The 26,296-nt window shown below is 43.3% G+C and carries 25 protein-coding genes and 1 tRNA gene; 14 read left to right on the forward strand and 12 right to left on the reverse strand.

Annotated features, from left to right (window positions below):
- Nucleotides 1–4 precede the first annotated feature (4 nt).
- The 5 genes from FPZ42_RS00740 to FPZ42_RS00760 all read left to right on the forward strand — a co-directional run bounded on the left by FPZ42_RS00740 (nucleotide 5) and on the right by FPZ42_RS00760 (nucleotide 4,263).
- Nucleotides 5–838 carry a LiaF transmembrane domain-containing protein gene (locus FPZ42_RS00740; RefSeq protein ID WP_146268591.1) on the forward strand — a complete coding sequence of 278 codons (834 nt, stop codon included), beginning with the start codon at nucleotides 5–7 and terminating at the stop codon, nucleotides 836–838.
- A 108-nt stretch (nucleotides 839–946) separates the two neighbouring features.
- On the forward strand, nucleotides 947–1,282 hold the full coding sequence (locus tag FPZ42_RS00745; RefSeq protein WP_146268592.1) for a DUF4288 domain-containing protein: 336 nt from the start codon (nucleotides 947–949) through the stop codon (nucleotides 1,280–1,282).
- Nucleotides 1,283–1,300: 18 nt separating this feature from the next.
- Complete coding sequence (locus tag FPZ42_RS00750) at nucleotides 1,301–2,335, forward strand: sensor histidine kinase (protein WP_255563285.1); 1,035 nt, start codon at nucleotides 1,301–1,303, stop codon at nucleotides 2,333–2,335.
- Complete coding sequence (locus FPZ42_RS00755; protein ID WP_146268593.1) at nucleotides 2,332–3,081, forward strand: LytR/AlgR family response regulator transcription factor; 750 nt, start codon at nucleotides 2,332–2,334, stop codon at nucleotides 3,079–3,081. Before FPZ42_RS00750 ends, FPZ42_RS00755 begins: the two co-directional genes overlap by 4 nt.
- Nucleotides 3,082–3,132: 51 nt before the next feature.
- A complete protein-coding gene (locus FPZ42_RS00760) occupies nucleotides 3,133–4,263 on the forward strand; it encodes a DUF6794 domain-containing protein (protein WP_146268594.1) in 1,131 nt (376 codons plus the stop codon).
- Here the strand turns inward: FPZ42_RS00760 and FPZ42_RS00765 are convergent, their stop codons facing one another.
- Entirely contained in the window at nucleotides 4,264–5,157 is an 894-nt protein-coding gene (locus tag FPZ42_RS00765) for a flavin reductase family protein (RefSeq protein ID WP_146268595.1), read from the reverse strand. It lies immediately after the preceding gene.
- 129 nt (nucleotides 5,158–5,286) lie between these two features.
- Complete coding sequence (locus FPZ42_RS00770) at nucleotides 5,287–6,282, reverse strand: fumarylacetoacetate hydrolase family protein (protein ID WP_146268596.1); 996 nt, start codon at nucleotides 6,280–6,282, stop codon at nucleotides 5,287–5,289.
- Nucleotides 6,283–6,655: 373 nt separating this feature from the next.
- On the opposite strand from FPZ42_RS00770, the gene FPZ42_RS00775 reads away from it, so the two are divergent.
- From FPZ42_RS00775 to FPZ42_RS00790, 4 genes are all read left to right on the forward strand, one after another.
- Nucleotides 6,656–7,813 carry a homogentisate 1,2-dioxygenase gene (locus FPZ42_RS00775; protein WP_146268597.1) on the forward strand — a complete coding sequence of 386 codons (1,158 nt, stop codon included), beginning with the start codon at nucleotides 6,656–6,658 and terminating at the stop codon, nucleotides 7,811–7,813.
- Nucleotides 7,814–7,928: 115 nt separating this feature from the next.
- Nucleotides 7,929–9,053 (forward strand): 4-hydroxyphenylpyruvate dioxygenase, encoded by a 1,125-nt coding sequence (gene hppD / locus FPZ42_RS00780; protein WP_146268598.1) that lies wholly within the window; start codon nucleotides 7,929–7,931, stop codon nucleotides 9,051–9,053.
- 114 nt (nucleotides 9,054–9,167) lie between these two features.
- Nucleotides 9,168–9,665 (forward strand): TspO/MBR family protein, encoded by a 498-nt coding sequence (locus FPZ42_RS00785; protein WP_146268599.1) that lies wholly within the window; start codon nucleotides 9,168–9,170, stop codon nucleotides 9,663–9,665.
- A 43-nt stretch (nucleotides 9,666–9,708) separates the two neighbouring features.
- Nucleotides 9,709–10,242: a hypothetical protein gene (locus FPZ42_RS00790; protein WP_146268600.1), complete on the forward strand. Its 534-nt coding sequence runs from the start codon at nucleotides 9,709–9,711 to the stop codon at nucleotides 10,240–10,242.
- A gap of 151 nt (nucleotides 10,243–10,393) precedes the next feature.
- Here the strand turns inward: FPZ42_RS00790 and tamL are convergent, their stop codons facing one another.
- On the reverse strand, nucleotides 10,394–12,781 hold the full coding sequence (gene tamL, locus FPZ42_RS00795; RefSeq protein WP_146268601.1) for a translocation and assembly module lipoprotein TamL: 2,388 nt from the start codon (nucleotides 12,779–12,781) through the stop codon (nucleotides 10,394–10,396).
- On the opposite strand from tamL, the gene FPZ42_RS00800 reads away from it, so the two are divergent.
- The 3 genes from FPZ42_RS00800 (at nucleotide 12,772) to FPZ42_RS00810 (ending at nucleotide 13,846) form a co-directional block, all read left to right on the forward strand.
- Nucleotides 12,772–13,521, forward strand: a complete 750-nt coding sequence (locus FPZ42_RS00800) for a TrmH family RNA methyltransferase (RefSeq protein WP_146268602.1) — start codon at nucleotides 12,772–12,774, stop codon at nucleotides 13,519–13,521. The genes tamL and FPZ42_RS00800 overlap by 10 nt on opposite strands.
- Before the next feature lie 46 nt (nucleotides 13,522–13,567).
- Nucleotides 13,568–13,638, forward strand: a tRNA-Cys gene (locus FPZ42_RS00805).
- Between the two features lie 31 nt (nucleotides 13,639–13,669).
- A complete protein-coding gene (locus tag FPZ42_RS00810) occupies nucleotides 13,670–13,846 on the forward strand; it encodes a spore protein (RefSeq protein ID WP_146268603.1) in 177 nt (58 codons plus the stop codon).
- A gap of 54 nt (nucleotides 13,847–13,900) precedes the next feature.
- Here the strand turns inward: FPZ42_RS00810 and FPZ42_RS00815 are convergent, their stop codons facing one another.
- The 5 genes from FPZ42_RS00815 to abc-f form a co-directional block, all read right to left on the reverse strand.
- On the reverse strand, nucleotides 13,901–14,419 hold the full coding sequence (locus FPZ42_RS00815) for an O-acetyl-ADP-ribose deacetylase (RefSeq protein WP_146268604.1): 519 nt from the start codon (nucleotides 14,417–14,419) through the stop codon (nucleotides 13,901–13,903).
- Nucleotides 14,420–14,457: 38 nt separating this feature from the next.
- Complete coding sequence (locus tag FPZ42_RS00820; RefSeq protein WP_146268605.1) at nucleotides 14,458–14,982, reverse strand: acyl-CoA thioesterase; 525 nt, start codon at nucleotides 14,980–14,982, stop codon at nucleotides 14,458–14,460.
- Nucleotides 14,983–15,030: 48 nt separating this feature from the next.
- Entirely contained in the window at nucleotides 15,031–16,287 is a 1,257-nt protein-coding gene (locus FPZ42_RS00825; RefSeq protein WP_146268606.1) for a type IX secretion system plug protein, read from the reverse strand.
- Between the two features lie 142 nt (nucleotides 16,288–16,429).
- Nucleotides 16,430–16,972 carry an adenylate kinase gene (locus FPZ42_RS00830; RefSeq protein WP_146268607.1) on the reverse strand — a complete coding sequence of 181 codons (543 nt, stop codon included), beginning with the start codon at nucleotides 16,970–16,972 and terminating at the stop codon, nucleotides 16,430–16,432.
- A gap of 54 nt (nucleotides 16,973–17,026) precedes the next feature.
- Nucleotides 17,027–18,943, reverse strand: coding sequence for a ribosomal protection-like ABC-F family protein (abc-f, locus tag FPZ42_RS00835; protein ID WP_146268608.1), 1,917 nt, complete (start codon nucleotides 18,941–18,943; stop codon nucleotides 17,027–17,029).
- A gap of 167 nt (nucleotides 18,944–19,110) precedes the next feature.
- Between abc-f and FPZ42_RS00840 the strand changes: the two genes are divergently transcribed.
- Nucleotides 19,111–20,142, forward strand: coding sequence for a quinone-dependent dihydroorotate dehydrogenase (locus FPZ42_RS00840; protein ID WP_146268609.1), 1,032 nt, complete (start codon nucleotides 19,111–19,113; stop codon nucleotides 20,140–20,142).
- A gap of 36 nt (nucleotides 20,143–20,178) precedes the next feature.
- Here FPZ42_RS00840 and FPZ42_RS00845 read toward each other — a convergent pair whose 3' ends face one another.
- From FPZ42_RS00845 to FPZ42_RS00860, 4 genes are all read right to left on the reverse strand, one after another.
- A complete protein-coding gene (locus FPZ42_RS00845; protein ID WP_146268610.1) occupies nucleotides 20,179–20,586 on the reverse strand; it encodes an EVE domain-containing protein in 408 nt (135 codons plus the stop codon).
- A gap of 145 nt (nucleotides 20,587–20,731) precedes the next feature.
- Nucleotides 20,732–21,310 (reverse strand): hypothetical protein, encoded by a 579-nt coding sequence (locus FPZ42_RS00850; RefSeq protein ID WP_146268611.1) that lies wholly within the window; start codon nucleotides 21,308–21,310, stop codon nucleotides 20,732–20,734.
- An 18-nt stretch (nucleotides 21,311–21,328) separates the two neighbouring features.
- Entirely contained in the window at nucleotides 21,329–22,747 is a 1,419-nt protein-coding gene (locus FPZ42_RS00855) for an outer membrane beta-barrel protein (RefSeq protein WP_146268612.1), read from the reverse strand.
- Between the two features lie 189 nt (nucleotides 22,748–22,936).
- The gene (locus FPZ42_RS00860) at nucleotides 22,937–24,271 is read right to left on the reverse strand and encodes a sigma-54-dependent transcriptional regulator (RefSeq protein WP_146268613.1); all 1,335 of its coding nucleotides are present in this window, start codon (nucleotides 24,269–24,271) and stop codon (nucleotides 22,937–22,939) included.
- Nucleotides 24,272–24,552: 281 nt separating this feature from the next.
- Between FPZ42_RS00860 and FPZ42_RS00865 the strand changes: the two genes are divergently transcribed.
- A complete protein-coding gene (locus FPZ42_RS00865) occupies nucleotides 24,553–26,286 on the forward strand; it encodes a HAMP domain-containing sensor histidine kinase (RefSeq protein ID WP_146268614.1) in 1,734 nt (577 codons plus the stop codon).
- Nucleotides 26,287–26,296: the final 10 nt, after the last annotated feature.

Raw genomic sequence — 26,296 nt, forward strand, 5'->3', positions numbered from 1 at the left:
AGCCATGTTCAACAATATAAATAATTCACCCGACCGCTCTAAAAGCAAAGTGATGCTTGGAGCCATCCTGCTTATTGTAGGTGCATACCTTTTGCTAAGGCAATTAGGTATTTTCTTCATCCCCGACTACATCGACCTGTGGCCGCTGTGGTTAATATTTTGGGGGCTGGTAATTGGTGCCCGCAACAACTACCAAAAATCATCTGGCGTAATCTTAATGGGTCTTGGTGTTATATTTCTCGTCACCGAGAACATTCACAATGCGGATGGCTTTGTATGGCCTTTAGCTATAATAGGTTTAGGTTTCTGGATAATGTCTAAGAAAAGCAACAAGAATACTTTAAAGAATGATACTGACTACTGGGACAAAAAATACCGCACTGATATAACTACAGACAACTCTGAAAAACCGCTTGCAGATTTTACCGGCACACAATTTACCAGTGCTGATACAAACGTACCGCCGGTTGATCCTGTAGGCACAATGCCCCCGCCATCACATGACGACTACCTGGATTCTACCTCAATTTTTGGCGGTGTAAACAAAACTGTACTGTCGAAAAATTTTAGAGGTGGCGATATAACCAACATTTTTGGGGGCACAGAGATAGATTTTACCCAGGCCGACATCAATGGCCGGGTAGTGGTTGATATTACCCAGGTTTTCGGTGGCACAAAACTGATCGTGCCGGCTAATTGGCATGTGATTCCAGACTTGGCAGCCGTTTTTGCAGGCGTTGACGACAAACGCGTTAAAACCGGCCAACCAAATATGGATAAAGTATTGATACTAAAAGGCGTATCGCTATTCGCCGGTATTGACATCAGGAGTTACTAAGTAAAAGGCCTCTCCCCAACCCTCTTCGAGGGAGAGGGGCTTTTATTAAAAGTCTCTCTTCCGGGGGAGATTTAGAGGGGGCTTAACAAAAATTAAAATACAATCAACATGAACTGGTACGTAGCAAAACTGATCTTCAGGGTAATAAGTGGCGGCGGCGATCACAGCGCGCAGTTTGATGAACAGCTAAGGCTGATAAATGCCGATAATGAACTGCAGGCCTTTGAGAAAGCCAGTAGTATAGGTCATGCCAATCAGGACAGTTTTTTGAACATGCAAAAGCAAACTGTTAAGTGGCAATTCATTGATGTGGCCGAACTTAACGCAATAGGCAGCCCAACAGACGGAGCAGAATTATATTACAATATACATGAAACGCCCGATCCTGATCTGTACATTAAATGGGCACATCATAAAAGCGCTTTATTAGGCGTACGCAACTAAACTTTTAAAATCAAGGTTTTGGCTACATCACCAATATCACAATCAAAATTAGTAATTGCCTTTGCTATATGCGGGGTGGTTTGGGCTGCTTTGCAAGGTTACATCATCCACAGTTTCGGTTTTTTATGGATGCCATCGGCAGTAGATGCCTTGCTAAGCGCGGTACTGCTTGCCATAGCCTGCTGGCTTATCAATAATAACCTGCGTTACTATCAGCCGGACAAAGAAAGCTACTTTTACCTGTTCATATGGTGTGCCGCCCTTTCAATTGCCTGTGTTGCAGGTTGCCGCTATATTTTGCCTCTGTTTGATATGGGGCAGGTTTATTTCAACTTCCTGCAGCAATCGCTGGTTATCCGCTTCTTCACTACGTTTTTGGCTCTGGGCTGGATGGCCATGATAAGCGCATTATTCTATACCCAGTTAGATAACAAACGCACCGAGCTACGTAAAACCGAGGCCGAAAAACTTGCCCGCGATGCCGAGCTTTACAACCTTCGCCAGCAATTACAGCCGCATTTTTTATTTAACAGCTTAAACTCTATCAGCGCGCTTATCGGCTTTAAGCCCGAACTGGCGCGTACCATGATACACCAATTATCAGACTTTTTACGTGGTACGCTAAAGAAAGACGATCAGTTACTTGTTCCGCTTAGCGACGAACTCTCTCACTTAAATTTGTACCTGGAGATTGAGAAAGTACGTTTCGGTCACCGTTTGCAAACGGAGATAAGCTGCGATAAGGCTTGCGGCGAAGCCAAATTACCATCGTTACTTTTGCAACCCTTGGTAGAGAATGCCATCAAATTCGGTTTATACGATACTACTGATGCGGTTACTATTAGCGTACGTGCAGAGGTTGAGGAACAATACCTCATTATTATGATACAAAACCCTTATGATCCAAAAACTTCACGACCGCGGAAGGGTACCGGTTTTGGGTTAAGCGGGGTACAGCGCAGGCTTTATTTGATATTTGCACGTAACGATCTGATGGAAACTCACGCAAATGATAATATATTTACAACCATTATAAAAGTACCGCAGTTATGACACGCGCTTTAATTATTGACGACGAGCCATTGGCACGGATGGTTGTATTAGAATATTTGCAGGAATTTAAAGGCCAGATTGAGGTACTACAAGAGTGCGGTGATGGTTTTGAAGGCCTAAAAGCCATACAACAACTGCAACCGGATCTGGTGTTCCTGGATGTACAAATGCCCAAGATAAACGGCTTTGAGATGCTGGAACTGGTTGATAACCCGCCTGCGGTAATTTTCGCTACCGCTTTTGATGAGTACGCTATTAAAGCCTTTGAAGCACATGCAGTAGATTACCTGTTAAAACCTTTCAGTAAAGAACGTTTCAATAAAGCGATAGAGAAATTTTTAGCCATAACACCAGCAAATAATAACATTGCTAAAAATACGGAGACCTTGTTAGAAGCAGCCGCGCAATCGCCGGCACAAAACGAGCGTATCGTGGTTAAAACCGGAACCAAGGTTAAGATCATTGCCGTACAGGATGTTGAATACCTGCAAGCCGATGACGACTACGTAAGTGTGATAACCCCCGAGGGCGCTTTCCTCAAAAACAAAACAATGGCCTTCTTCGAGAAAACCCTCGACCCAAGGCAATTTGTGCGCGTGCACCGCTCCTACATCGTAGCCATCTCACAAATAACCCGCCTGGATCCATACGAGAAAGACAGTCACCTGGCCATCCTAAAATCGGGCGCTAAGATCCCGGTAAGTAAAACAGGCTATGTGAAGTTGAAGCAGGTGTTGGGGATATAAAATTTCAGGAAATATTTTATGGAATATGAACGGGTGTAGCATCATATCGGTATGAAAGCCACCTTCCTTACCTTAATACTTTTTGTTTTTGCGATAACAATCGCTTATTCACAAGAGAGAAAATCTCCGAGTAATATCAAGCAGGCCATTTCTATTCTGCAATTTGAACTATCTGATAGCTTAAAACTTATAGTCAAAAACACTGAAGAAAGTAACTTAATTAGATTATGCTATCCTTGGGCGGCTATTAATAAGACCGGGCTAAAGATTATTTACGATTGGTTTCAAAACAATGATAAACCTACCGGCTTAAACAGATACCTGATCAAGCATGGGATTACATATCTTGATCATAAGCAAACGATAACGTTAGTTGCTTTTAAGCAATATCTTAATAATAAAAAGTCAGACTATAAGGCAATAATAAAACCCTATCAACGCATCGAACTAAAATGGGCAAATGAAGATAAATTACGTTCCACCACCGATTCGCTTCGTGGAGTGTACATTCCTAAAGATCTTGATGACGCTCTACGTCAGTTAAATACGTTTTTTAAAGATTCAGTACGTTTGCAGGCGAAACAATTATCTGAAAATGAGTTTACAGCACGCTATCATTTTGGTTTAGGGCTGTGGCTAAGAAACAATTGGGGCCTTTGGGGTGGTTCGCGCTTATCAAAATATTTCATTGACTTGGGAATAAATAATCCTGAAGATATGTCTGGAGTAATCCTCACAAGTTATCACCGACAATTACTTCAAAACCCCATAAAACTCGCTGAACAAATACAATTTTCTAAAGACTACTTGGCTAAAGCACAAAAAGACGAGTTAAATGTTAAAACAAAAGAGTTTTCAGAGTACCATTTAAACGACACGGTTGTTTACAAATACCCCTACGGTTATGTAACAACTAAGCAGGAAGATGATGCGGACAATGACAAGTGCAGCGCTAAAGGAATTGTGATTGCAAAAAATGTAAAGGATTTTTTGTTAAAAGTTCAGATAATTGAAACTTGTGATAAAAAGGGCATAATAACGTATGACAATATTAAATCATACATATTTGACAAAAAGATTAAGCAGTGGATAAAAGCAAAAAAACGCAAGATCATCAAATCTCATAAAAACGAGGAATTGTGGATGAATTACAATAACTGGGAAGCAAAAGAATCCCAATAACTACTCTGCCAGTAACACCATCCATGCCTCCGCTACCCGTCCATCCTCAAGCAATGCTTTGGCATGCAAGTGTAACTGTAATTCGCGGGTACGGTTGTCGCCAATAGTGGCGTCAAATATCTCTTTGATCTCGTCGCGCTGGGTGTATTCATCTATGGCTTCGTCATCAGGCAGTGCTTCCACATTCCCCAGTTGACCAAGGTTGTTACCTGTAAGTACTCTCGAATTTCTGATAGACGATGGGATGTTATCTACCCCTATCCCGATAGTACGCACAGGTTTGGCCACTTCAAAAAGATTAGCAGCGTTAACGCGGCAATACCAGTCGGCACCAAGGCGGGCTACCAGGTCAGTTTTGGTTTGGTCGATAGTGGTACCGGCCTCGTTCAATATCTCCTCTTTAATGTGGATCATTTTCACTTCGGCAATAATAAGATTGCCCGCGCCTGGGCCATCACCTAAGGCGATAACATCTTTAATTACACACTCCAATTGTACCGGAGATTCGGCCACGCATGGCGGCTTTACCAGTTGCGAGGGTTGTTCTGTTAACCCTGCTTTGGTAAACTCATTTACCCCGGCAGGATATTCCACACTTGAAAGCGACACTTGCTGTACCATATCGTAACTAACGATATTGATCACGCACTCAGGCACTTCTTTTATATTTTCCAGCGTGTGTTTGGTGGTGTTATCCCTCACCCTTCGCGATGCTGAGAACACGCACACCGGCGGGTTCACGCTAAACAGATTAAAAAAGCTAAACGGACTCAAATTCACATTGCCATCCTTATCCACGGTTGATGCCAGGCAAATGGGCCGTGGCGCCACCGCATGGTTAAGGTAGCTTTGGATCTGGAGCGGGGTGAGATCTTTTGTTTCGAGGGTTAGCATGGACAGCACTTATATTCAAGTCATGTCATTGCGAGAAGCGTAGCGACGTGGCAATCTCATCGCGTTCATACAAACGCGATGAGATTGCCGCGCTATCGCTCGCAATGACATGGGTTTATATTATCCTAATTACTTCTTCAACTTTAAAATCGAAAACTCACTATCAGCCTTTTTAATAATATTCCCCAGCACTCCCAATCCGGTAATTTCCATTTCAACCAAGTCGTTAGGTTGCAGCCATTGCGTTTGATAATTGGCATCGTTTAACAGGCCGGTGCCGTTCAGTTCCAGAAAACAGCCGGTACCTACCGTACCCGAGCCGATAACATCGCCGGGCAAAACGTCGCAGCCGTAGGCGCAGCGTTCTATGATCTCGGCAAACGTCCAGTCCATATCTTTCATGTTACCGAGGCTTACCTGCTCGCCGTTTACATGGCATTTCATCTCCAGGTCATACCTGGCGCCGGTATGGCCTTCTTTTGCTGGTACTTTGTATCGCCCTAATTCATCAGGCGTTACTAACCAGGGGCCAATCACGGTAGAAAAATCCTTACCCTTAGCCGGGCCGAGGTTCAACAGCATTTCTTCCATTTGCAAGGTGCGGGCGCTCATATCATTCATGATCATGTAACCTGCTATGTAGCTATCTGCCTCTGCAGCGGTAATGTTGCGGCCTTTTTTGTTCAGCACAACGGCAACTTCCAGTTCAAAATCAAGCTTCTCGAAATGATCTGGCATACATTCTATTTCGCCTGGGCCTTGTACAGCATTGTGGTTAGTGAAATAAAAGATGGGGTACTGGTCAAACTCAGCTATCATCTCCACCTTACGGTTGCGGCGTGCGGCGGCTACGTGCTGCCTAAAGGCGTACCCGTCGCGGCATGATGTTGGGTGGGGCACAGGTGCCTGCAGCTCGTAAAAAAGCTCTTCTTTGGCTTCTAACTTGCCACTTTTGATATCCTCGTTAACACGTTTAGCATGTTCCATTAATTCCTCGCCACCCCATAAAAACTCGTTCATGTTGTCAGGAATAAGCTTGTCGCACGAGTTAAGGTTATAAATATGTCCGTTTACATAAACACCAAGATGTTCTCTGTCTTCGGTTTTATAGGATACTAATTTCATAAGGTGGCTAATTGGTATGCGCCAAAACTAATGATTTTTGTTTTTGTTGGATAAAAAACTATGCTTGCATATTAAATATATTCGGCTTAATTTCGTTTATCTTATGATGAGCATCAGCAAACAATTCTATTTTTCCCTTGGCCTCACCTCAATGAGCAGGTCTGCCATGTTTAGGGATGCTGTGCTTGCGAAAATTGTTTTGGCGCAATTCTAACGCCGCTGTTGTAAGGTTTTAACGTTGAAAGGTTGGAATGTTATTCCGGCTTTCTGTCAAAAACCATCTCTAATTTCAAATGTTTGATTACTAATTTGTTAGGGTAAAGCTTTACAACTTTATAACCTTTCAACATTCCAACATTTAAACCAATTTATAATGCCAATTTACCATACATTAGGGAACATCCCGCATAAGCGGCATACCCAATTCCGTAAACCCGACGGTACTTTATATGCCGAAGAACTGGTTTCAACGGAAGGCTTTTCGAGCTTGTACTCGCTGGTTTACCATGCCTACCCGCCTACAATTGTGAAAGAACTGGGCGAGCCCTACTCTGTTGAGCCGAAGATTGCCCGCGAGAAGCACCTGAAGCATACCAGCCTGATAGGTTTTAACATTAAGACGGAAGATGATTACCTGCAAAGCCGCAAACCTGTGCTGGTGAACAGTGATCTGCATATTTCCCTTGCCGCACCGCGCAAAAGCATGACTGATTATTTTTACAAGAACAGCCAGGCTGACGAGGTGATCTTTATACATGAGGGTACCGGCACGCTAAAAACAGGTTTCGGTAAGCTTAAATTTGAATATGGTGACTACCTGGTGATACCGCGCGGCACTATTTACCAGATGCAGTTTGATGGCGAGCAGAACCGCTTGTTTATTGTGGAGAGCTTCAGCCCTATCCGCACGCCTAAACGTTACCGCAACCAGTACGGCCAGCTAATGGAGCATGCCCCCTACTGCGAGCGCGATATTAAACGCCCTACCGACCTGGAAACGCACGATGAAAAAGGCGACTTTAAGATCCTTATAAAAAAGCAAGGCCTTATTTACCCTTACATTTACGGCACGCATCCTTTTGATTTTGTGGGATGGGATGGCTTTCACTACCCGTGGGCTTTCTCAATACATGATTTTGAACCGATAACCGGCCGCGTGCATCAACCACCGCCCGTGCATCAAACCTTTGAGGGACACAACTTTGTGATCTGCTCATTTGTGCCGCGCAAGTTTGATTATCACCCGTTATCAATCCCTGCTCCATACAATCACAGCAATGTAGACAGCGACGAGGTACTCTACTATGTTGACGGCGACTTTATGAGCCGCAAGCATGTGGTTAAAGGGCAGATCACCCTCCATCCCGGTGGCATCCCGCACGGGCCGGCACCAGGCTCAGTTGACAAATCTATCGGCAAAGAATCAACCGAAGAACTGGCCGTGATGATAGACCCTTTCCGCCCGTTGATGCTAACGGAAGATGCTGTAAATATTGAAGACGGAGATTATTATAAAAGCTGGATTTTTTGAGGTAAAAGGTAAAAGCTTAAAGCTAAAATATATCATTTAGAACAGATTCAATAACTCCATAATTCAGCATTATGGCCATTCATTCGATCCTTCACTAATTCACTCATTAAAAACAATGGAAACACTAACAATAGATAAAAAAACTACCTCAACAGATTTTCTGCCGCTTAACGGTACCGACTATGTTGAGTTTTACGTGGGTAATGCAAAACAGGCTGCTCACTTTTATAAAACCGCATTCGGCTTTCAGGACCTGGCGTATGCCGGCCCCGAGACAGGCATGCGCGACCGTGCCTCCTATGTTCTGCAACAAGGGAAGATCCGTCTGATGCTAACTACTCCCCTGCATTCAGACCATCCTATCAGCGAGCATATTAAAAAGCATGGCGATGGTGTAAAGGCCCTTGCACTTTGGGTGGATGATGCTTTTGATGCTTTTGAGCAAACTACAAGTCGTGGTGCGGAAGCCTACCTGCAACCACAAACCACTAAAGATGAATTTGGCGAAGTGCGCACCAGCGGCATCAAATTATATGGCGATACTGTTCACCTTTTTGTAGAACGCAAGAATTACAAAGGCGCATTTTTACCCGGCTATGTGGAACTTAAAACCAATTACCATCCTACCGAAACCGGCCTACTCTATGTGGACCATTGTGTAGGCAACGTTGGCTGGCATAAAATGAACCAATGGGTAAACTTTTATGAAGATGTAATGGGCTTCCGTAACATTCTTACTTTCGATGATAAGATGATCTCCACCGAATATTCCGCATTGATGAGCAAGGTAATGAGCAACGGAAACGGTTACGTTAAATTCCCGATCAATGAACCGGCTGAGGGCAAAAAGAAAAGCCAGATAGAAGAATATCTTGAGTTTTACGAAGGTGAGGGTGTACAGCACCTGGCGTTGGCTACGCAGGATATTGTTAAAACTGTAACCGATCTGCAAAGTCGCGGTATAGAATTCCTGACTGTACCAACTACTTATTACGATGACCTGATTGACCGGGTAGGCCATATTGACGAGGACCTTGGGCCATTGAAACAACTGGGCATCCTGGTTGACCGTGATGATGAAGGTTATCTGCTACAGATATTCACCAAACCTGTTGAAGACCGGCCAACGCTTTTCTTTGAGATCATACAGCGCAAAGGTGCAAAATCATTCGGAGCCGGGAACTTTAAAGCACTGTTTGAAGCCATTGAACGTGAACAGGAAGCAAGGGGTAACCTATAAAAATAGCAAATAACGTAAAAAGCCGGACACAACATCCGGCTTTTTGCGTTATACCATTTTGCACAAATAAGTTAAGCTGCTAACTTAGCTTAACGTAATACCCCCACTAAAAACATGGTTGAAGAAAAACCATCAGGCAAATTTCAATTTATTCCGCTTTTGATCAGCCTGATCATTACGCTTGCTATAGGCTTTACAGCTTCATTTTTTACCCGCCCGGAGATAGAGGGATGGTACCAAACTTTAAAAAAACCCACATTTACACCACCCAATTTCGTTTTCCCGATAGCGTGGACGTTGTTATATATCCTGATAGCGATAGCTGCTTACCTGGTATGGAAAAAGCGCGATAGATCTGTTACTTACAAAACAGCCGCGGTTATCTATGCTTTGCAATTACTCTTTAATTTTTCATGGTCTATAGTATTCTTTGAGTTTCATCAAATATTGGGGGGCCTTCTTGTTATTATAGCGCTGTTGGTCATTATAATCCTAAACATAAGCTGGTTTAACCGCTTTAGTAAGCCTGCCGCATACTTACTTATTCCTTACTTCCTTTGGGTAAGCTTTGCTACTTTGCTTAACCTCAGTATTTATATTTTTAACAAATAGAAAAACGACTTACATTTATTGCCGACGATAATTTTGTTGTGCAATGAAAAAACTGCTGCTTATCTGTTTGCTATTATGTGTCACCGGCTTCTGCTACGCCGATAAAATTGCCATTGATAATTTTGTGGTAAAAGAAAATCCCTTTGCTACAGATGAGATCGCTTTTGTTGCAGTAGACACTGCAGGCGTTATCCAGGAAAACGTGAACGGCATCTTTACTTTTACTATCAACGGTTTTACAGAGGAGCTTAAGTTTGATAAAGGCACCGCTTTTTATCGCCATAAGATAGAGAAATCGAGCTTTGTGTACGCTCGCCATCAAAATGATGATGGCACCCACTCAACGCTTTATTACGTTTACCGGCACGATGGTAAACTATCACTTGTAAAAATAAGCTGGATAGTATTACTTGCCATACCGCTGGCCCTGGTACTTATTGGCTATATGTTTAAGCGCCTTATCATTATCGCAATTGTAGTATTCTGCGTATTCCTTTATTTCAACCACAGCAGCGGCCTAAGTGTCCCAACATTTTTCCAGAGCATTTTAGATGGATTAAAAGGAATGTTTTCGTGAGTGGTCAGTGGTCAGTGGTCAGTGGTCAGTGGTCAGTGGTCAGTGGTCAGTGGTCAAAAACACGTTAATATTATTGTTGTTTCATCCATTTAACAAATGAATCGATAATTCGAAATCACTCATTCACTCATTACATCCTTCATTAATTAACTTAGAACGGTAACCCGATACCGAAATTGAGCTGCATAAATGAATAGCCGTCGCCAATGATCTTTCCGCTGCTCGGGTCTACGCCGGTTTTATTATCCAGCAGGTATTTTTGCTTAAATGGTCCGTTGCCAAATACCTCATCAAAGTGCTTAATAAATACCCATTGATCTGAGCCCTGGAATTGTGGGTCTTTAAATTTAAACGCGGCATCCAGCCTGAAGATAAAGAAACCAAGGTCGAAACGAAGGCCTGTACCTATGCCTATTGCCGTACCCTGCCATATATTGTTAAATCTGAATTCCCCATTAGGGTTATCAGCCTCTTTGTGTAAGCGCCAAACGTTACCGGCATCCATAAAAAATGCGCCTTTTAGTTTAGAGCCAAAGAAATTGTCGGCCAATTTATAGCGGTATTCGGCATTGGCAACTATTTTAACCTCACCAAACTGATCAAGGAATTTCAATCTGGCACGCGTGGTATCTGCCACGGCGCCTGTGCCATAGCTTGCACGGTTAAACTGGCCCGGGCCAAGGTTACGTGGCAACCACGCCCGCATATCGTTAGCCCCACCGGCATAAAAGTTCTTCTCAAAAATCAGTTGATTACTGTTGCCATAAGGCACCCCTACTCCTGGGTTAATGCGGAAGATGAACTGCTTTTCGCCACCCAGACTACGGTAAATACGCAGATCTACCTCTGTTTTGGCATATTGGGAGAATGTATATCCAAATATGGTACGCTGGCCCAAACTATCGCACTTGGTACCTGCAAGGTTACTTAGCAGTGATAAAAAGTTACCACCAATATCCAGGTTGCCTCTAAAGTAGATGAAATTCTTGAACGAGTTAAGCTCAATGGCGTTGTACTGGAAAGTGTATTGTGTTGCAGATGTAAATGTTGTACGGCCAATCAAATAAACGTATGAATACCTGTTTTGGCTCAGCAGCAGGTTGCGGGCAAGCGGATCTATAGTTCCGTTAGAGAACTCGATGCTGATAGGCGTAATAGAGTGCTGCTTACGGAAGGTCTCAAAAAAGTCGTAAGTAACCGAGTTGATAAAACTGCGGCGCTCCACCAGATCTTTCTGGTAGAATAACTGGAAGTTTGACGAGAACGTAGTATGCGGCACCCCAAACTTAGCCAGGTTAGGGAAGCTGAATGGCAGCAATAACCGCGGATAGATAACGCTTGCACCTACCCTAAAATCCTGATTTTGGATACCTTTAGTGCCGGATCCATTGTCGAACAATATACTCCAGTTCAGTTTCAGCTGCAAAGCTGCCGCCTGCTTAAATATATTCCGGTTGGTGAAGGTATTGCCCAGGTTATAACCATATCGGCCACCGTTAAACAAAAACTCCGCCTCCAGTCGGTCGGTCATTCGCTTTAGCGGTACAATATCTATTTTACTGTTAAGCCTGTTGGTGCTATCTGGCAGCTTCTCGTATGTTGGGTTGGGTACGTTCCGGAAAACGTTTAATTCTGATAGCCTCGATGTAGTAAGCATCTGTGTCTCCAGGCTGTACTTATCCCCCTTTTTTTGGAAAACATAATCCGTTACTGTGCGAGGCTTAAACCTGCCTGAGAAATCAACAAACCTGAACTGCGAATCAACCTGGATCGTATCGGCTTTACCGTTGATACGCCCATTGCTCCTGGCAATCGTTATCAGCGTATTGTTCATCGTGTAGATAGGATGTTCTTTTTTACCCGGCGGATTATCTATCATGATCACCACATCAGCAACGCTTTTACCCCAACTGGTATCGGGTAGGTAGGTAATGTACTGCCGATAGAAATCAAAATAACCGTGCTGTTTCATCACCTGGAAAAACTGGTCGCGGTCATAAGCCAGACTATCCGTATCATAACGACTGCCGGGCTTTACGTGCGTGTAATTTTTCCGGGTATCGCGGTATATCTGCTGTACTTTAGGATCAAAAATGCTGTCACGATAATTGCGGACGTGAAACAAAGGGCCTTCCTGGGCAGTAAAATAAAGCGTGGCCTTGCGTTTTTTGATGGCAATAGAGTCAACAACCTTGGCTTTCAGATAGCCTTTGTTCACCAGGAACTTCTGGATCTGGTCGCGCGAAAACTCTACAAGATTAGAATCTAAAATGGCTGGTGCTTCACCAATGTTGCGCTTGCCTTTTTTACTAAAGGTGTAATAGATCTGCAGGTTTAACCAGTTATTAGGCTGCTGCTCTTTATCAACATAGTTAAAGGCAAGATCTTTGAACTCCTTATCAACACCCTTAATAACAACTTTGCGTACGATAGCCTGATCCTGGCGAATACCGCGCGTAACGCTGCATCCCGACGCAATTATCAGCACTAAAATATTTAATATTGCAAAACGTAAAGTTACAGGGGTATATGCTTTCAAAATCTCAAATCAGTTTACTAAACTCGTTACAACAAAAAAAGTTTCGTAGAGAACATGGTTTGTTCATTGTAGAAGGCTACAAATCCATTGTAGAATTTGCACAATCCGGCTACCAGATCCAAACCATTTATCATACGGCTGATGTAGCTTCAAAATTGCTCAATTTATCCCGAAAAATAAACTCTCATGAGATTTCTTTGACAGAACTCGGGAAAATAAGTGCTTTAAAAACGCCTGCAGATGCGCTGGCCACTGTAAAAATGCCGGTTAATGATGTTGTTGATGCATCCGCATTAAAAAGCAAATTTAGCCTTGTACTGGACGGTGTGCAGGACCCCGGTAATATGGGCACCATTATACGCACGGCAGACTGGTTTGGTATTACTGATATTATTTGTTCGGAAGATACCGTTGATGTTTACAACCCTAAGGTGGTACAGGCTACTATGGGTTCGCTGGCCCGCGTTAATGTTACTTATACTGATCTGAAAAAGTTTATAACGTACGCAGATCTGCCGGTTTTTGGAACATTATTAAACGGCGATAACATTTATACCACGCAATTTGGTGGCGAAGGTTTGGTATTGTTAGGGAATGAAGGCAACGGCATAAGGCCTGATATACAGGCGCTAATCACAAAAGCCATTACGATTCCACGCATTGGCCAGGCCGAATCTTTGAATGTTGCCATAGCTGCAGCGATATGTTGTTCACAACTTGCTGCAAAAACCTTTAAATAAAATTGATTAGAAGTAAATAATTACTATTTTTGCAGTCCTGAAAAATGGTCGGATGGCCGAGTGGCTAGGCAGAGGTCTGCAAAACCTCGTACAGCGGTTCGAATCCGCTTCCGACCTCAAGGTTTACAAAATATTTAAAATTAAAGTCATGGGCGTTACTCGTTTAAAAAGAAAAGATAGAAGAAACAAAACTACTTCTCGCTTAGAAGTTCAGTTTTTAAAACTGGCTACCAACATTGAGTTAGGCAGCCGTTCTGCACAGAAAAAAGGCAACCAAATTGATAAAAACAATGAGGTTTTAGCTAAAGCTGCTGCTGCAAACTAACCTTCTTTCTCAAAGAAAAGCTTAAAGCGTGCTGAAACATCAGTACGCTTTTTTTTATGCCAGCAAATTTTCATACAACCGGTAATTCTCGTCATCAAAGCAGATGAATATTATTTCTTCAATGCTTTGGTTAGCCTGCAGGAAATCATCAACCGTTTTAACGGCTATCTCCGCAGCCTCTGGTTTAGGAAAATGATAGATACCGGTACTTATATTGGGGAAGGCAATGGTTTTAATATTTTTATCTACAGCAATAGCTAAACTGTTTAGATAACAATTAGCCAGTAATTGCTGTTCATTACGATTGCCGCCGTTCCAAACCGGGCCAACGGTGTGTATCACATATTTAGCAGGCAGTTTACCGCCAGTAGTTATCACAGCTTCGCCGGTTGGGCAGCCACCTTGTTTGTTCCTGATGGCTATACACTCATCCAGTATTTGTTTGCCGCCTGCGCGGTGTATGGCACCATCAACACCACCACCGCCCAGCAAGCTGGTATTGGCGGCGTTTACAATGGCATCAACCTGTAATTTGGTAATATCGCTCTGCTTAACAGTTATGCGCCTATCCATAAAAAGATAACCGTGTAAAAGACGGGGATGTTTGAGGTCTATTTCTTTTCTGTCGCAAAGAATAGTGCCTTAAGTTCTGTGGCATCGTCGGCTTTCATTTTACCGGCCAAAACCAAACGCAACTGGCGGCGGCGCAATGCGCCTTCAAAAAGCTCCGTTTCTTCAGGACTTTCGGGTATCAGCGCAGGCACCGGTATAGCGCGGCCATTTTGATCTAAAGCTACAAAAGTATAGTAGGCATCATTGCTTTTAACTTTAGTGCCTGATGGAATATTCTCGGCATACACATCAAGCCTAACCTCTACAGACGTAGTAAAAGCGCGCGAAACACGGGCTTCGATAGTAATTACATCACCTAATTTGATGGGATGATGAAAGGATACATTATCAACCGATGCGGTTACCACAATACGGTTGCAGTGTTTTTGCGCAGAAATGGCGGCTGCAATATCCATGAAATGTAGCAAGCGCCCACCCATTAAATTATTAAGCGTATTGGTATCATTGGGCAATACCAGCTCATTCATAATGGTATGCGAATCTTTCGGCGATTTTCCTTTCATGCCGCAAAGATAGGCTTTAACCAGCAAAAACCTATGCTAACATAGCAACTACTGTTTAGCGCTGTTTAGTTGACCGTACCCAACTAACTGCTCATATCGCGACCCAACCTGGCGGTAATACACCAGCATCTGGTATTCGTTCTCTGTTTCAAAGTAGTTACCCTCAAGCGTTGTATCATCCGGTTTTTGAGTAGCGTTATCAACCCAAACATACTCATAATCGTACACGCCCTGTTTTAATTGCAGGTGTGTGTACCAACGGCCGCTATCGTCATATTGCAATCTGCTCCTATCATCAAGTTGATAATCGTTAAACTGGCCTACTATGTAAGCCGTGCCATCGGCGGCGGTTTTATTTGCAGCAAGGTTGAAATACATGTAGGCGTAATCAGCGTCACGGCGAGGGTCGGTACCATCCTGGTTCAGGATAAAGAACTTGCCATCGTTATCGTAAAGCAGTGTATAATCCGGCAAGTTGCGATTAGGGTCTCCTAAAAGCATAACCGTGTTTGCAGTGTCCTTGTAAATCTTTGATATCCGTTCTGAGTTAAGCTTAAGCGTGCGGGTATCAAAATGCCTGAACTCGTTACGGCCGGCAAAATCGTTGATGTCAACATCGTTGTAAACCAATTGCGTACCGCGGATGTAAGTAGGTGTGTTGTTCAACAACGCCGTTCCCGGCCGTGCATTTTGCATCAACAGTACCCTTACTTCTGTACGCGGGTTTTGCACCTGCAAGCCCGAGCAATCAACGGTAAAATTCACCTTTTGGTTGGTACGCCTAAGCAAGACTTTGTTCGATGATTGAACCGTGGCAGCAACAGCAACCTTTTGCGCAACTACATATAGCCTGCGGGTTAGTATCATCTTTTGCTGATCGCCATCCTCGTAAACCTTTAGGATGTAGTTGCCCGATACTTTAGGGATAATGTTCTGATTGGGTAATTTAAGTTGATAGTGCGTGTATTTTTGGTAGGTGGCAGACGAATAGATGTAATCGGTGATCCGGTCATCCGTGTAGCTTTCCAGGTATTCTGCGCTTGTAATTTTTGATGGCTGCCAGTTAGCGTCGCAATGCTGCAGGGTATAATTAAATGTGCGCGTTCCGCCGCTAAGGTCATCGAATCCTAAGGTTACCGTTTCATCGCTGCCTAACGTTATAATAGGAAATGATGAAGCTTTTTTTGAATTATAAAACTCCACACTTTTTATCTCGTGCCGGTACACGTTGTTCTCGAATGGAGGAGTTTGGGCATTAGCCGCCAAACAAAAAAAGACGAGAATACCGCTTAACAAACTTTTCATTATTGCAAGATAGGAACAAAACGCCGTGGAGCGGAATTAATTTGGACGAGCGCTACTGTAGTAATATAGTCATTGTAAACTTACCGAACGATTGATCGCTTGTAAAGTCTTCTACAAGCTGAGACCGACATGTCTAAATAATTTATCGCAACTGTTTAATCGCCTTTAAAACCCTATCGATCCGCTCCTCAACAGTGGTATCACCCTCTATCTTTAATATCGGGCATTGGAAACGATCAAGCCATTGCAGGTGCACATTTAAGTTGCGGCCATTGGTGGTATTATCATCATAGCCTTTTGCCCATTCCCTAAAGTCTTTGTAAAGTTGCACCCGCACCGGGTTGGTGTAAATTTGATCGCCGTAACGTTCCACTTCTCGTGCATCCAGGCGCTGCATACGTACACCGTGTGGAATGCGGAGAAAAACCACCAGATCAAACTTTGTTAGCCAGCTATCATCCCAACTTACCAACGAACCGCCAACTATGGCATTTGCGTTTGCCTCAAAATCTGCAAGCAGCATGACCTTTCTTTCTGCCGGTTCACGCTTTTGAGTGTATGGAATATCAGAAGGCAGCCAAAAGTAATCGTCTGTATCAAAGTAAGGATATGCTAAACGGCTGGCTAAAGCTTTCCCCAGGGTAGTTGAGCCGGCACATGATGCGCCCATGATGTGTATCTTCATACTACTAAAAACAAAAGGCAGTTGCTATGCAACCGCCCTTTATCATATTTTTGATTAACCTTCCAGTTCCATTATCTGCTCGGCAAGTGCCTCCCAACGGGCCTGCTGCTCTCGCATCTCCAGCTTCTTCAGCTGATACTTATCAGTAAGTTGCTGAAGTTTATCTACCTGATTGTACACGTCGTTGTTTGCTAATTGCGTTTCCAGGCTTTTCACTTCTTTCTCCAATGCACTAACCCGCTCTTCCAATTTAGACAGGTCCTGATTCATTTTTTTTAGTTGCTGAGCTTTATTGTCGGTTGGTTGCTTAACCGGTTCAGGCTTTTTTTCTTCTTTTTTAGGTTGAGGTAAAGGTGCTGCTTTTGGCTCCAGTTTGCGCTTTGCGTTCCACTCATCATATTCCTGGTAAGTGCCCGGATATTGTTTTATCTTTTGATCTTCAATAAACCAGATCTTGTTGGCAACATTATCCAGGAAATACCTATCGTGCGATACCACGATCACTGTACCTTCATATTGCTGCAGGGCTTGTATAAGTATGTTAACCGATGCCATATCCAAGTGGTTGGTAGGCTCATCCAATACTAGGAAGTTAGCATCGGCAGTAAGCGCCTTTGCAAGCGCCACACGCGATTTCTCTCCTCCCGATAGTACTTTGATCTTCTTGAAAACATCATCGCCTGTAAACAGGAACGAACCCAATATTGACCGAAGCTCGGTATCCGTATGTTTTGGTGCAAAAGATTGCAGCTCCTGCAATATCTGGTTCTCCAGGTGCAAGCTCTCTAACTGGTGCTGCGCAAAGAAAGTCTGGGTAACGTTATGGCCGGTTTGTGCTGTACCGGTAAAATCTTGATCGGCACCTGCTACTATGCGCAATAAGGTAGATTTACCTTTACCGTTAGCACCGATCAAGGCAATTTTATCGCCTTTTTCAATAATAGCCTCGGCATCGTCAAGAATATCAATACCCGGATATTTTTTTGTGATATGTTCTAAAGTTACCACATGCCTTCCAGATTGCTTACTGAATTTAAAGCTGAAGTTTACCTCAGGATTATCATCATCCACATCCTCAACACGCTCCATTTTATCAAGCATTTTAATGCGAGACTGTGCCATTTTTGCTTTGGAAGCCTTAGCGCGGAAACGTTCTATCAAACGTTCTTCCTGGCGTATTTTGGCTTGTTGATTCTTAAACTCGCCGCGCTGTATTTCCGAGCGCATTTCCTTTTCTTCCAGGTAGAAGCTATAATTACCGGCATAAACCGTAAGCTTACCTTTGCGCGATTCAACCGTGCGGTTAATCACCTTATCCAAGAACCACCTATCGTGAGATACGATAACGATGGCACCTTCAAACGATTTCAGGTAATCCTCCAACCATTGAATCGAAGGTAAGTCCAGGTGGTTGGTAGGCTCATCCAGCAGCAGGATATCAGGTGCCTGTAAAAGTATCTTAGCCAGCATTACCCGCATACGCCACCCGCCCGAAAAAGTGCTTAGCTTACGCTGGCAATCTGCCTCGCTAAAACCTAAACCGGCCAATATCTCGTGGGCCTTGTATTCAATATTATAACCATCAAGCAGTTCAAACTCGTGCTGCTTGTCACTCAGTTTGTTTAACAGATCCTCGCTGTAATCGGTCTCAAGCTTTTTAAGCAGGTTCTCTATTTCATCATGCAGTTGGTTTTGGCGCTCGAACGCTTCCATGGCAACATGCACAATATTTTTATCAGACGAGTATGATAGCAGGTCCTGGTTAAGGTAACCCATGGTAAGGTCCTTGGCCATTGATATAGTGCCCGATGTTGGCTTGTAATCGCCTACTATGATCTTTAGCAGGGTGGTTTTACCGGTCCCGTTTGCACCTATCAACCCGATCTTTTCGCCTGGTTTTATATGCCAGTTAGCTTCATCATAAAGGGCGCGCGCACCAATCTCAAACGTAAGGTTATTTATAGCTATCATTTCGGGCGCAAAGATACGGTTTTGGGGGGAGAGGTGAAAGGATAAAGGTAAAAGGCCAAAGGCGAAAGCTTAAAAGTAAAATGCGGAAGGCCTTGATATAAAGCATTCATTTAAAACCCTTAACCTTTTACCTTTAACCCTAAAAGCTAAATAACTAACTTCGCGGCATGTATCAACTGATCAAACCGCTGTTATTTAAGTTCGACCCTGAGAACATCCACTACTTTGTTACCCGCAACCTTAAACGCTTTAATAAATTTCCCGGAGGCAAAGCGCTAAGCAAAGCCATCTGGACGATGGATGACAAGCGCCTGGAACGCGAAGTGTTCGGACTGAAGTTTAAAAACCCTGTGGGTTTGGCAGCCGGTTTTGATAAAAATGCCGAAATGATAGCCGAAATGGGAAACCTTGGTTTCGGCTTTATTGAGGTTGGTACCGTTACTCCCCTGCCTCAGCCCGGCAACCCCAAGCCACGCATGTTTCGCCTGCCGGCGGATAGCGCGCTTATCAACCGGATGGGCTTTAATAACCTTGGCGTTGATGTAGCAGCACAACGCATAGCTGCCTATCGCAAAAATCTAAAAAAGGGCGAGCAAGCGTTGATCATCGGTGGCAACATCGGCAAAAACAAAGTAACGCCTAATGAGGAAGCCGTTAACGATTACATTAAATGCTTCGACAGGCTTTTTGATGTGGTTGACTATTTTGTAGTGAATGTAAGCTCCCCAAATACTCCCGGACTACGCGAATTGCAGGAGAAAGAACCGCTGATGAACATCCTGAACACACTGCAGCAACGTAACAGCAAAAATGGCATCAGCAGGCCCATCTTATTAAAGATAGCCCCTGACCTCACCGATTCGCAATTAGATGATATCGCAGACATTGTAAAGCAAACAGGTATTGCTGGCATTATTGCGACCAACACTACCATCAGTCGCGATGGTTTAGTTTCTGCGCATAAAGATGAAACCGGCGGACTAAGCGGCAAACCTGTTACCAAGCGTTCTACAGAGGTTATCAGCTATTTACACAAAGCATCAAATGGAGCTTTCCCTATTATTGGCGTAGGTGGAATCCATTCTGCCGAAGATGCGTTAGAAAAACTTAATGCAGGCGCATCATTGGTACAGTTATATACCGGTTTTATTTATGAGGGGCCGGGTTTGATAAAGAGGATTTTAAAGAGGCTTTTATAAAACACTAAGGCATATCTACCGATATGCCCTTTTTAATTATTCCCCTGCCAATTCCAATATCCTGTCAAATTCCTCGCGGGTTACAGCCATTACCGAAAGGCGTCCCTGCCTTACCAGGCCAATATCTTTAAGCTGTTCGTCAGCTTTAATTTGTTCAAGCGTAACCGGCTTTTTTAGGCTTTGTACAGGTTCAAGATCAACAACCACCCAGTTGGTATCATCAGTTGTGGGGTCCTGGTACGCTTCTTTTACCACACGTGCAATACCAACTATTTCTTTACCCTCGTTGCTATGGTACCAAAAAACTAAGTCACCCTCCTTCATACCGCGCAGGTTGTTACGCGCCTGGTAATTACGTACGCCATCCCAAAAAGTACGGCCTTCCTTATTAAATTTCTCCCAGCTATATTTAAACGGTTCTGATTTTACTAACCAATGATTCATGTATATCCCTTAATAAATACATTCATGGCATCCTATGAATGCGGCGGCAAAATAAGCAATATCATGAAACAGTTAAAACGGTCTTTAACTTAAAAGAGCTGATCAGTTTAAACAGATCAGCTCTTAATGTAATACATTACACCTTTTACTTAACAGTTTGCCCGTATATATACTCTAATTTATACTCGTGCAACTTGTTGTCGTAATCGGCGAGTTGTTTATCCGATCTGAAGAAGCCCTCAAGCGCGTACAAAAACTGCGTATCATTTTGGAAGCATGTTTCCAAATTAGTCATGGTTAACGGCCTTATAGTGGTGTCCGGCTTTTGGCTAAAGTAAAAATCTTCAACTCTTTTCATTCCACGTGTGCCCGGCTCCAGTTGATAAGCGGCATATAGATAAATACCCTTGTCGGCAATTATTTTGTAAGCGGTGTTCTTGAAAAATCGGTAATCGGTGCCGTTTAGCCTGTAACCAAAAATTTCGTTTTTACGGAGGTGCACAGGCTTCCCGTTTTCATCTATCTTGATGGTTGACCAGTCAAATAATCCGTTGAACCTGATGTGATGCGTCTCTGCTTCCGTGGTATAGCTCAATTTATGGTTAACGAAATCATCTGCCGACAGGTAAATGCCGGATGTTGACTGGGCTTTGACTTTTGTAGACATCAGCGTGCATGCAACTATGAGCATCATGCTGCAAAATACATTCTGTAAATTTTTCATGATCTTTAAAAATTGTGATTAAAAACGTGTCATTAATGCGATGATAAACCTGTTCTCTGATTTAACAAGGTCAGGCGTAAAAGATGCATCGGCAGGGATGTAAGAGTTTGGGTTGAACGATGTGGCCGGATTTGTTTGGTAGCCCGAAGGACTGGTGACGCCACCATGGCCATTAAAATAAGGAACATTCATGAACCTGTGTACAAGTTCGAAACGCACGGTAAGGAACTGGTTAGGGTTATAATCTATACAAGATGATGCATCCCAGCCGGCCATTTTAGAACCCGGGGTTGATGCCGCAAGGAAAGAATCTGTAGCCTGCCCCGGAGGTACTAACGCCAGGTAGCGACTTGGGTTACTCATAAAGCCGCCGCCAAGTGTCCATCCCCATTTCATATCCTTACCAAACCATAAGCGGTTGTATGCCATAGCGCTGATAAAGTTTGAGGCATTTTTACCAAAAGCAGAGTAAACTACGCCGCCCGGAGCTGTACCATTCTGGAAACCAAAATCGGCTGTGAGGGTAAATGCAGCACGTTTTATACCTGATGTACTTTTATTTGCTGCATCAAAATATAAATGCTGAATAGAGTTATCTGTGTGATAACGTTTAACACCGGGTGCACCGGCCACATCCGTACCAAAGTAGTTGTTGCTCACAAATGAGAAAGTAGGGCTTGGCCTTGTATTAACCGAGAATCCAATGCCCGGCATTTTATTAAACATGCCATAAGATTGCCATCCGTTGATGATCCATAACTCAACCTTGGTAGTTACCGATGGGAAAGCCTGAACCCTAATACCGTTAAAAAACCATGGCGTGTTGTCTGACGTGTAAGAAGGCTGATAACTCCAGTTTTCAAAGTTATTGTAGGAGTACATACCAATGTACGACATGAAGATACCCATATCTACGTTAATACCATGCCATGAATTAAAGTGGTAACCACCATAAGCCTCGCTTAAGTATCTGTAAGCATCAGGCAGGTCATACTGGCCACGGTAACCACTGTAGTCGTTGCGTGGCACAACGGTTGAACGGGTACCAAACTGCGTCATGATACGGCCGCGTACATTGTCGTAATGAAAATCACCACCTATGCCTACGAACGATACCTCTGCTTCACCATTCCTGGCAAGTGCTGTAGAACCGGTAACCGTATTATCAATAGGGTTATGGTTAGAGCGGGTATAGTTCATGTCGAAGGTAAAGTCGCCCGTGAAATATTTATTATCCAGTAACTTTGATTTCTGGCGGTTTTGGCCGTTGATCCAGGAGAAATCGGCATAGTTTAAAGGTTCCGCATCTGCAGGGATCTCAGGTTTCTTTTTCGTCGAGTCTTTTTGCTCTGGTTTTGTTTCACTGGCCGTTTGAGCCATCGTGTTAATAGAAGCACAAGTAAGCGCAATTGTAAGTGCGGTAAAAAATTTTTTCATGTTTAATCGCTTAAATTTTAAATCTGTTAGTAGCGATAGATCAACTATCTGATGGGGGCTATGCTACGCAGATGCCAAACTTTAAGCGATATACTATTAAACTGATTTTCAGTAAAATAACAATTATAAAATTCTAATTTATCGCTTTAAATTTTTTAGAATGAGAAAATATTTATCAGATTGAGAATCTTAGATATGGTATTCTTCCATTTTGCGATAGAGGGTAGAAAGGCTTATGCCAAGCAATTGAGCAGCCTCTTTTTTATTACCATTGGTTTGATAAAGGGCCTTACGAATGTATCGTGTCTCAAGGTCGTTTAAATCAAACGAATCACTCTGCTCTGCTAAAGTTTCCTCAAAAAAATCTGACGGTAATGATGCGGTTGTCAGTTCCTCCCCGCTGTTGATGATCATTAAACGTTCCATCAGATTTCTTAGCTCGCGTATGTTACCGGGCCAGATATATTCACTTAAACATTTCAACAAATTAGAGTTGATCTGCGGAACAGGCTTATTAAACAATACGGCAAATTGGTTCGCAAAATATTCGGTAAGGGCTTTAATGTCTTCACCCCGTTGGCGTAGTGGCGGCAGCTGTATAGTGTAAACCGCAAGCCGGTAATACAGGTCGAGCCGGAACTTACCGTTGATGGCCTCATTCTTAAGTTTCCTGTTAGTAGCCGCAATAATACGGGTGTTAACTTTGGTGGTACGCGCCTCGCCAACACGATTAAAAACTCCATTCTCCAATACACGTAGCAATTGAGCTTGCAGTTCCAGGTTCATTTCCCCTATTTCATCCAGGAAAAGTGTGCCCCCATCAGCCTCCTCAAAAAGCCCTTTCTTATCTTTTAATGCGCCCGTGAAAGAGCCAGCTACATGGCCAAAAAGTTCGCTCTTCAAAAGGTCGCCGGAGAACGAGCTGCAGTTGACTGCCACAAAGGGTTTATCAAACCGCGGGCTGGCTTTGTGCAGGGCCTGGGCAAATACCTCTTTGCCGGTGCCTGTCTCGCCCAAAAGTAATACCGTAGTGGTGGTTGTCGCTACCTGTTGGGCCATGGCTACGGCTTGTTTTGTTGCAGGAGAGTTGCCAATAATGTAATCGAAGGTATACTCTTGTGATATCTGCTTTTTTAGCGGCTTGGCCTGCACAACCAGCCTTGATTTTTCTGCTGCACTTTTAACAATAGGTACTATACGTGCGTTATCGTCACCTTTCATGATGTAATCGAAAGCGCCGTTTTTAACCGCCTTAACGCAGTCCTTTATAGAACCAAAGGCAGTTAGCACAACAACTTCCACCCTTTCAAACCGGTCTTTTATTTTTTTCACCAGTTCAACGCCGCTTGCATCAGGCAGTTTCACGTCACTTATCACCACCGATACCTCATTCTCGCCAAGCACCTTTAACCCAGCCGCAGCATTTGGCGCTTTATAAACATTAAACCCTTCATTCTCTATGATACGCGCAAGCAGGTCTCTAAACTTGCCCTCGTCTTCTATTATTAAGATATTATCTGCCATCGCCCTCGCGCGCAGCTAAAAATATGCCTTGTTTTGTAAGACGGCATAAACAGGCTGTTAGCGTATGATTTAACCTTTTTAGCAAAGTTGGCCAACAGCGTCACCTTATCATTTTGGGAAAATACTTTGTCAAAATGAAAAAGATGCTGCACTAAGCAACTCGGCCAAAACAGTAAAAAATTTCTTATTCTGCATTCGCAGGCCGTAATCCGGTCTGTGAGCCTAACGCGAAAGCTCTGGCACTGGCATTGTAAAGCCCGCCTATCACAAGTTCCGGGTAAATGACAATTAAAAATCTACTTCGCATAGGGTTTGGGGTGATCTTTACACTTACTGCCCTTATCTCGATACTTTCAGTACTGAATTTGAAAAAAATTGCTGAGGATGACAAAGCGATACTACGCGATAATTACGAGTCGCTCATTTTCGTAAAGAATATCAATGAAGCCCTTGATCTGCCAGATATACCAAATGATGTACAACAGGAAATAATTCAGCAAAACATCATCAACGAGAACAATAATATAACAGAACCGCACGAACAGGAATACGCCGACTCGCTGTTTGCAAACTTTATTGGGTTTAAAAAGTATAGCTACGATCCCTTAAAAAAAGCTGTTTACAGGGCGAGGATGAAAGCGGCCGTCTATCATATTTCCACGGTAAATTTGAAAGCTATATACCAGCGTAACGCTAAAGCCAATATCGATGCCAACAATGCGATGCTTAACATGAGTATACTGGGAGCAGTAAGTTTGCTGATCACGATTCTATTCCTTTACAGGTTTCCCAACTATATCAGCCAGCCAATCAACAGGTTTATAAATGCATTTAGTGAGATCTCCCGAAAAAACTATGAGGTGAACATTCATTTCCCTGATAATAGCGAGTTCCAAAGCCTGGGCCGGTCATTCAATGAAATGGTCACCAAACTGCGCGATTACGAGGATGGCAACCTGCAAAGCATAAAATTTGAACAACTACGCGTGGAAACCCTTGTGCAAAATGTTACCGACGCGATCATAGGATTTGATGAGCAAGAACGGATCATATTTGCCAACCCTATGGCAATTAAACTTTTAGCGGTCACGGAAGAACAAATAAAAGGAAAGCACTTAAGAGAGATAGCACAATGGAACGAGGTTATATCTAAACTCATTCACTCAGAAAACGCTATCTATGACCTTAAGCTTGAACTGGATGGAGAGCAAACTTACTTTACACGCGAGTTTTTTGAGATACACCTGCCGGCAAACAAGAACGGACAAAGCAAAATAGGCCACTTTGTACTCCTTAAAAATATCACACGCTTTTATCACCTGGACGAAGCGAAGACCAATTTCATAGCAACTATATCCCACGAATTGAAAACCCCGATAGGCTCTATTAAAATGAGTACTGCGCTACTGCAGAACGACAGGTATGGGGCAATCACCGAATTTCAGAAAGAATTAATAGATAACATAGAGGAGGATAGTGACAGGCTGCTTAAAATAACTTCTGAACTGCTGGACATGGGGCAGGTGCAAACCGGCAAGTTGTTGCTAAACTTTACTGCTACCGATCCTATCAGTATTGTTAACTATGCTCAAAAAAGCGTAAGGTTGTTGGCAGAGCAAAAGGACATTGCCTGGAAGATAGACTGTTCGCAAGATCTACCACAAGTTTGGGCCGATCCGGACAAAACGGCGTGGGTGCTTATTAACCTGTTAACCAACGCTATAAAGTATAGTCCAAACAAAAGTACGGTAGAATTAGCCGTTGCAAAAACTGCTGAGTACGTGCTTGAATTTTCTGTAAGAGACCATGGAGAGGGTATTAAAGAAAATTATTTATCCCGCTTATTTGAGCGCTATTTCAAAGTTCCGGGCGACGAATCGAGGATATCAGGTACCGGGTTGGGGCTTGCAATAGCAAAGGATTTCATTACTGCGCAAAATGGTGAGATAGGGGTAAAAAGCAAGATCAATGAAGGTAGCCGCTTTTACTTTACGCTACCTGTGCATCCGTACTGAGGATAATACC

Source organism: Mucilaginibacter achroorhodeus, from assembly GCF_007846095.1.
In the GTDB taxonomy this organism is placed as follows: Bacteria; Bacteroidota; Bacteroidia; order Sphingobacteriales; family Sphingobacteriaceae; genus Mucilaginibacter; species Mucilaginibacter achroorhodeus.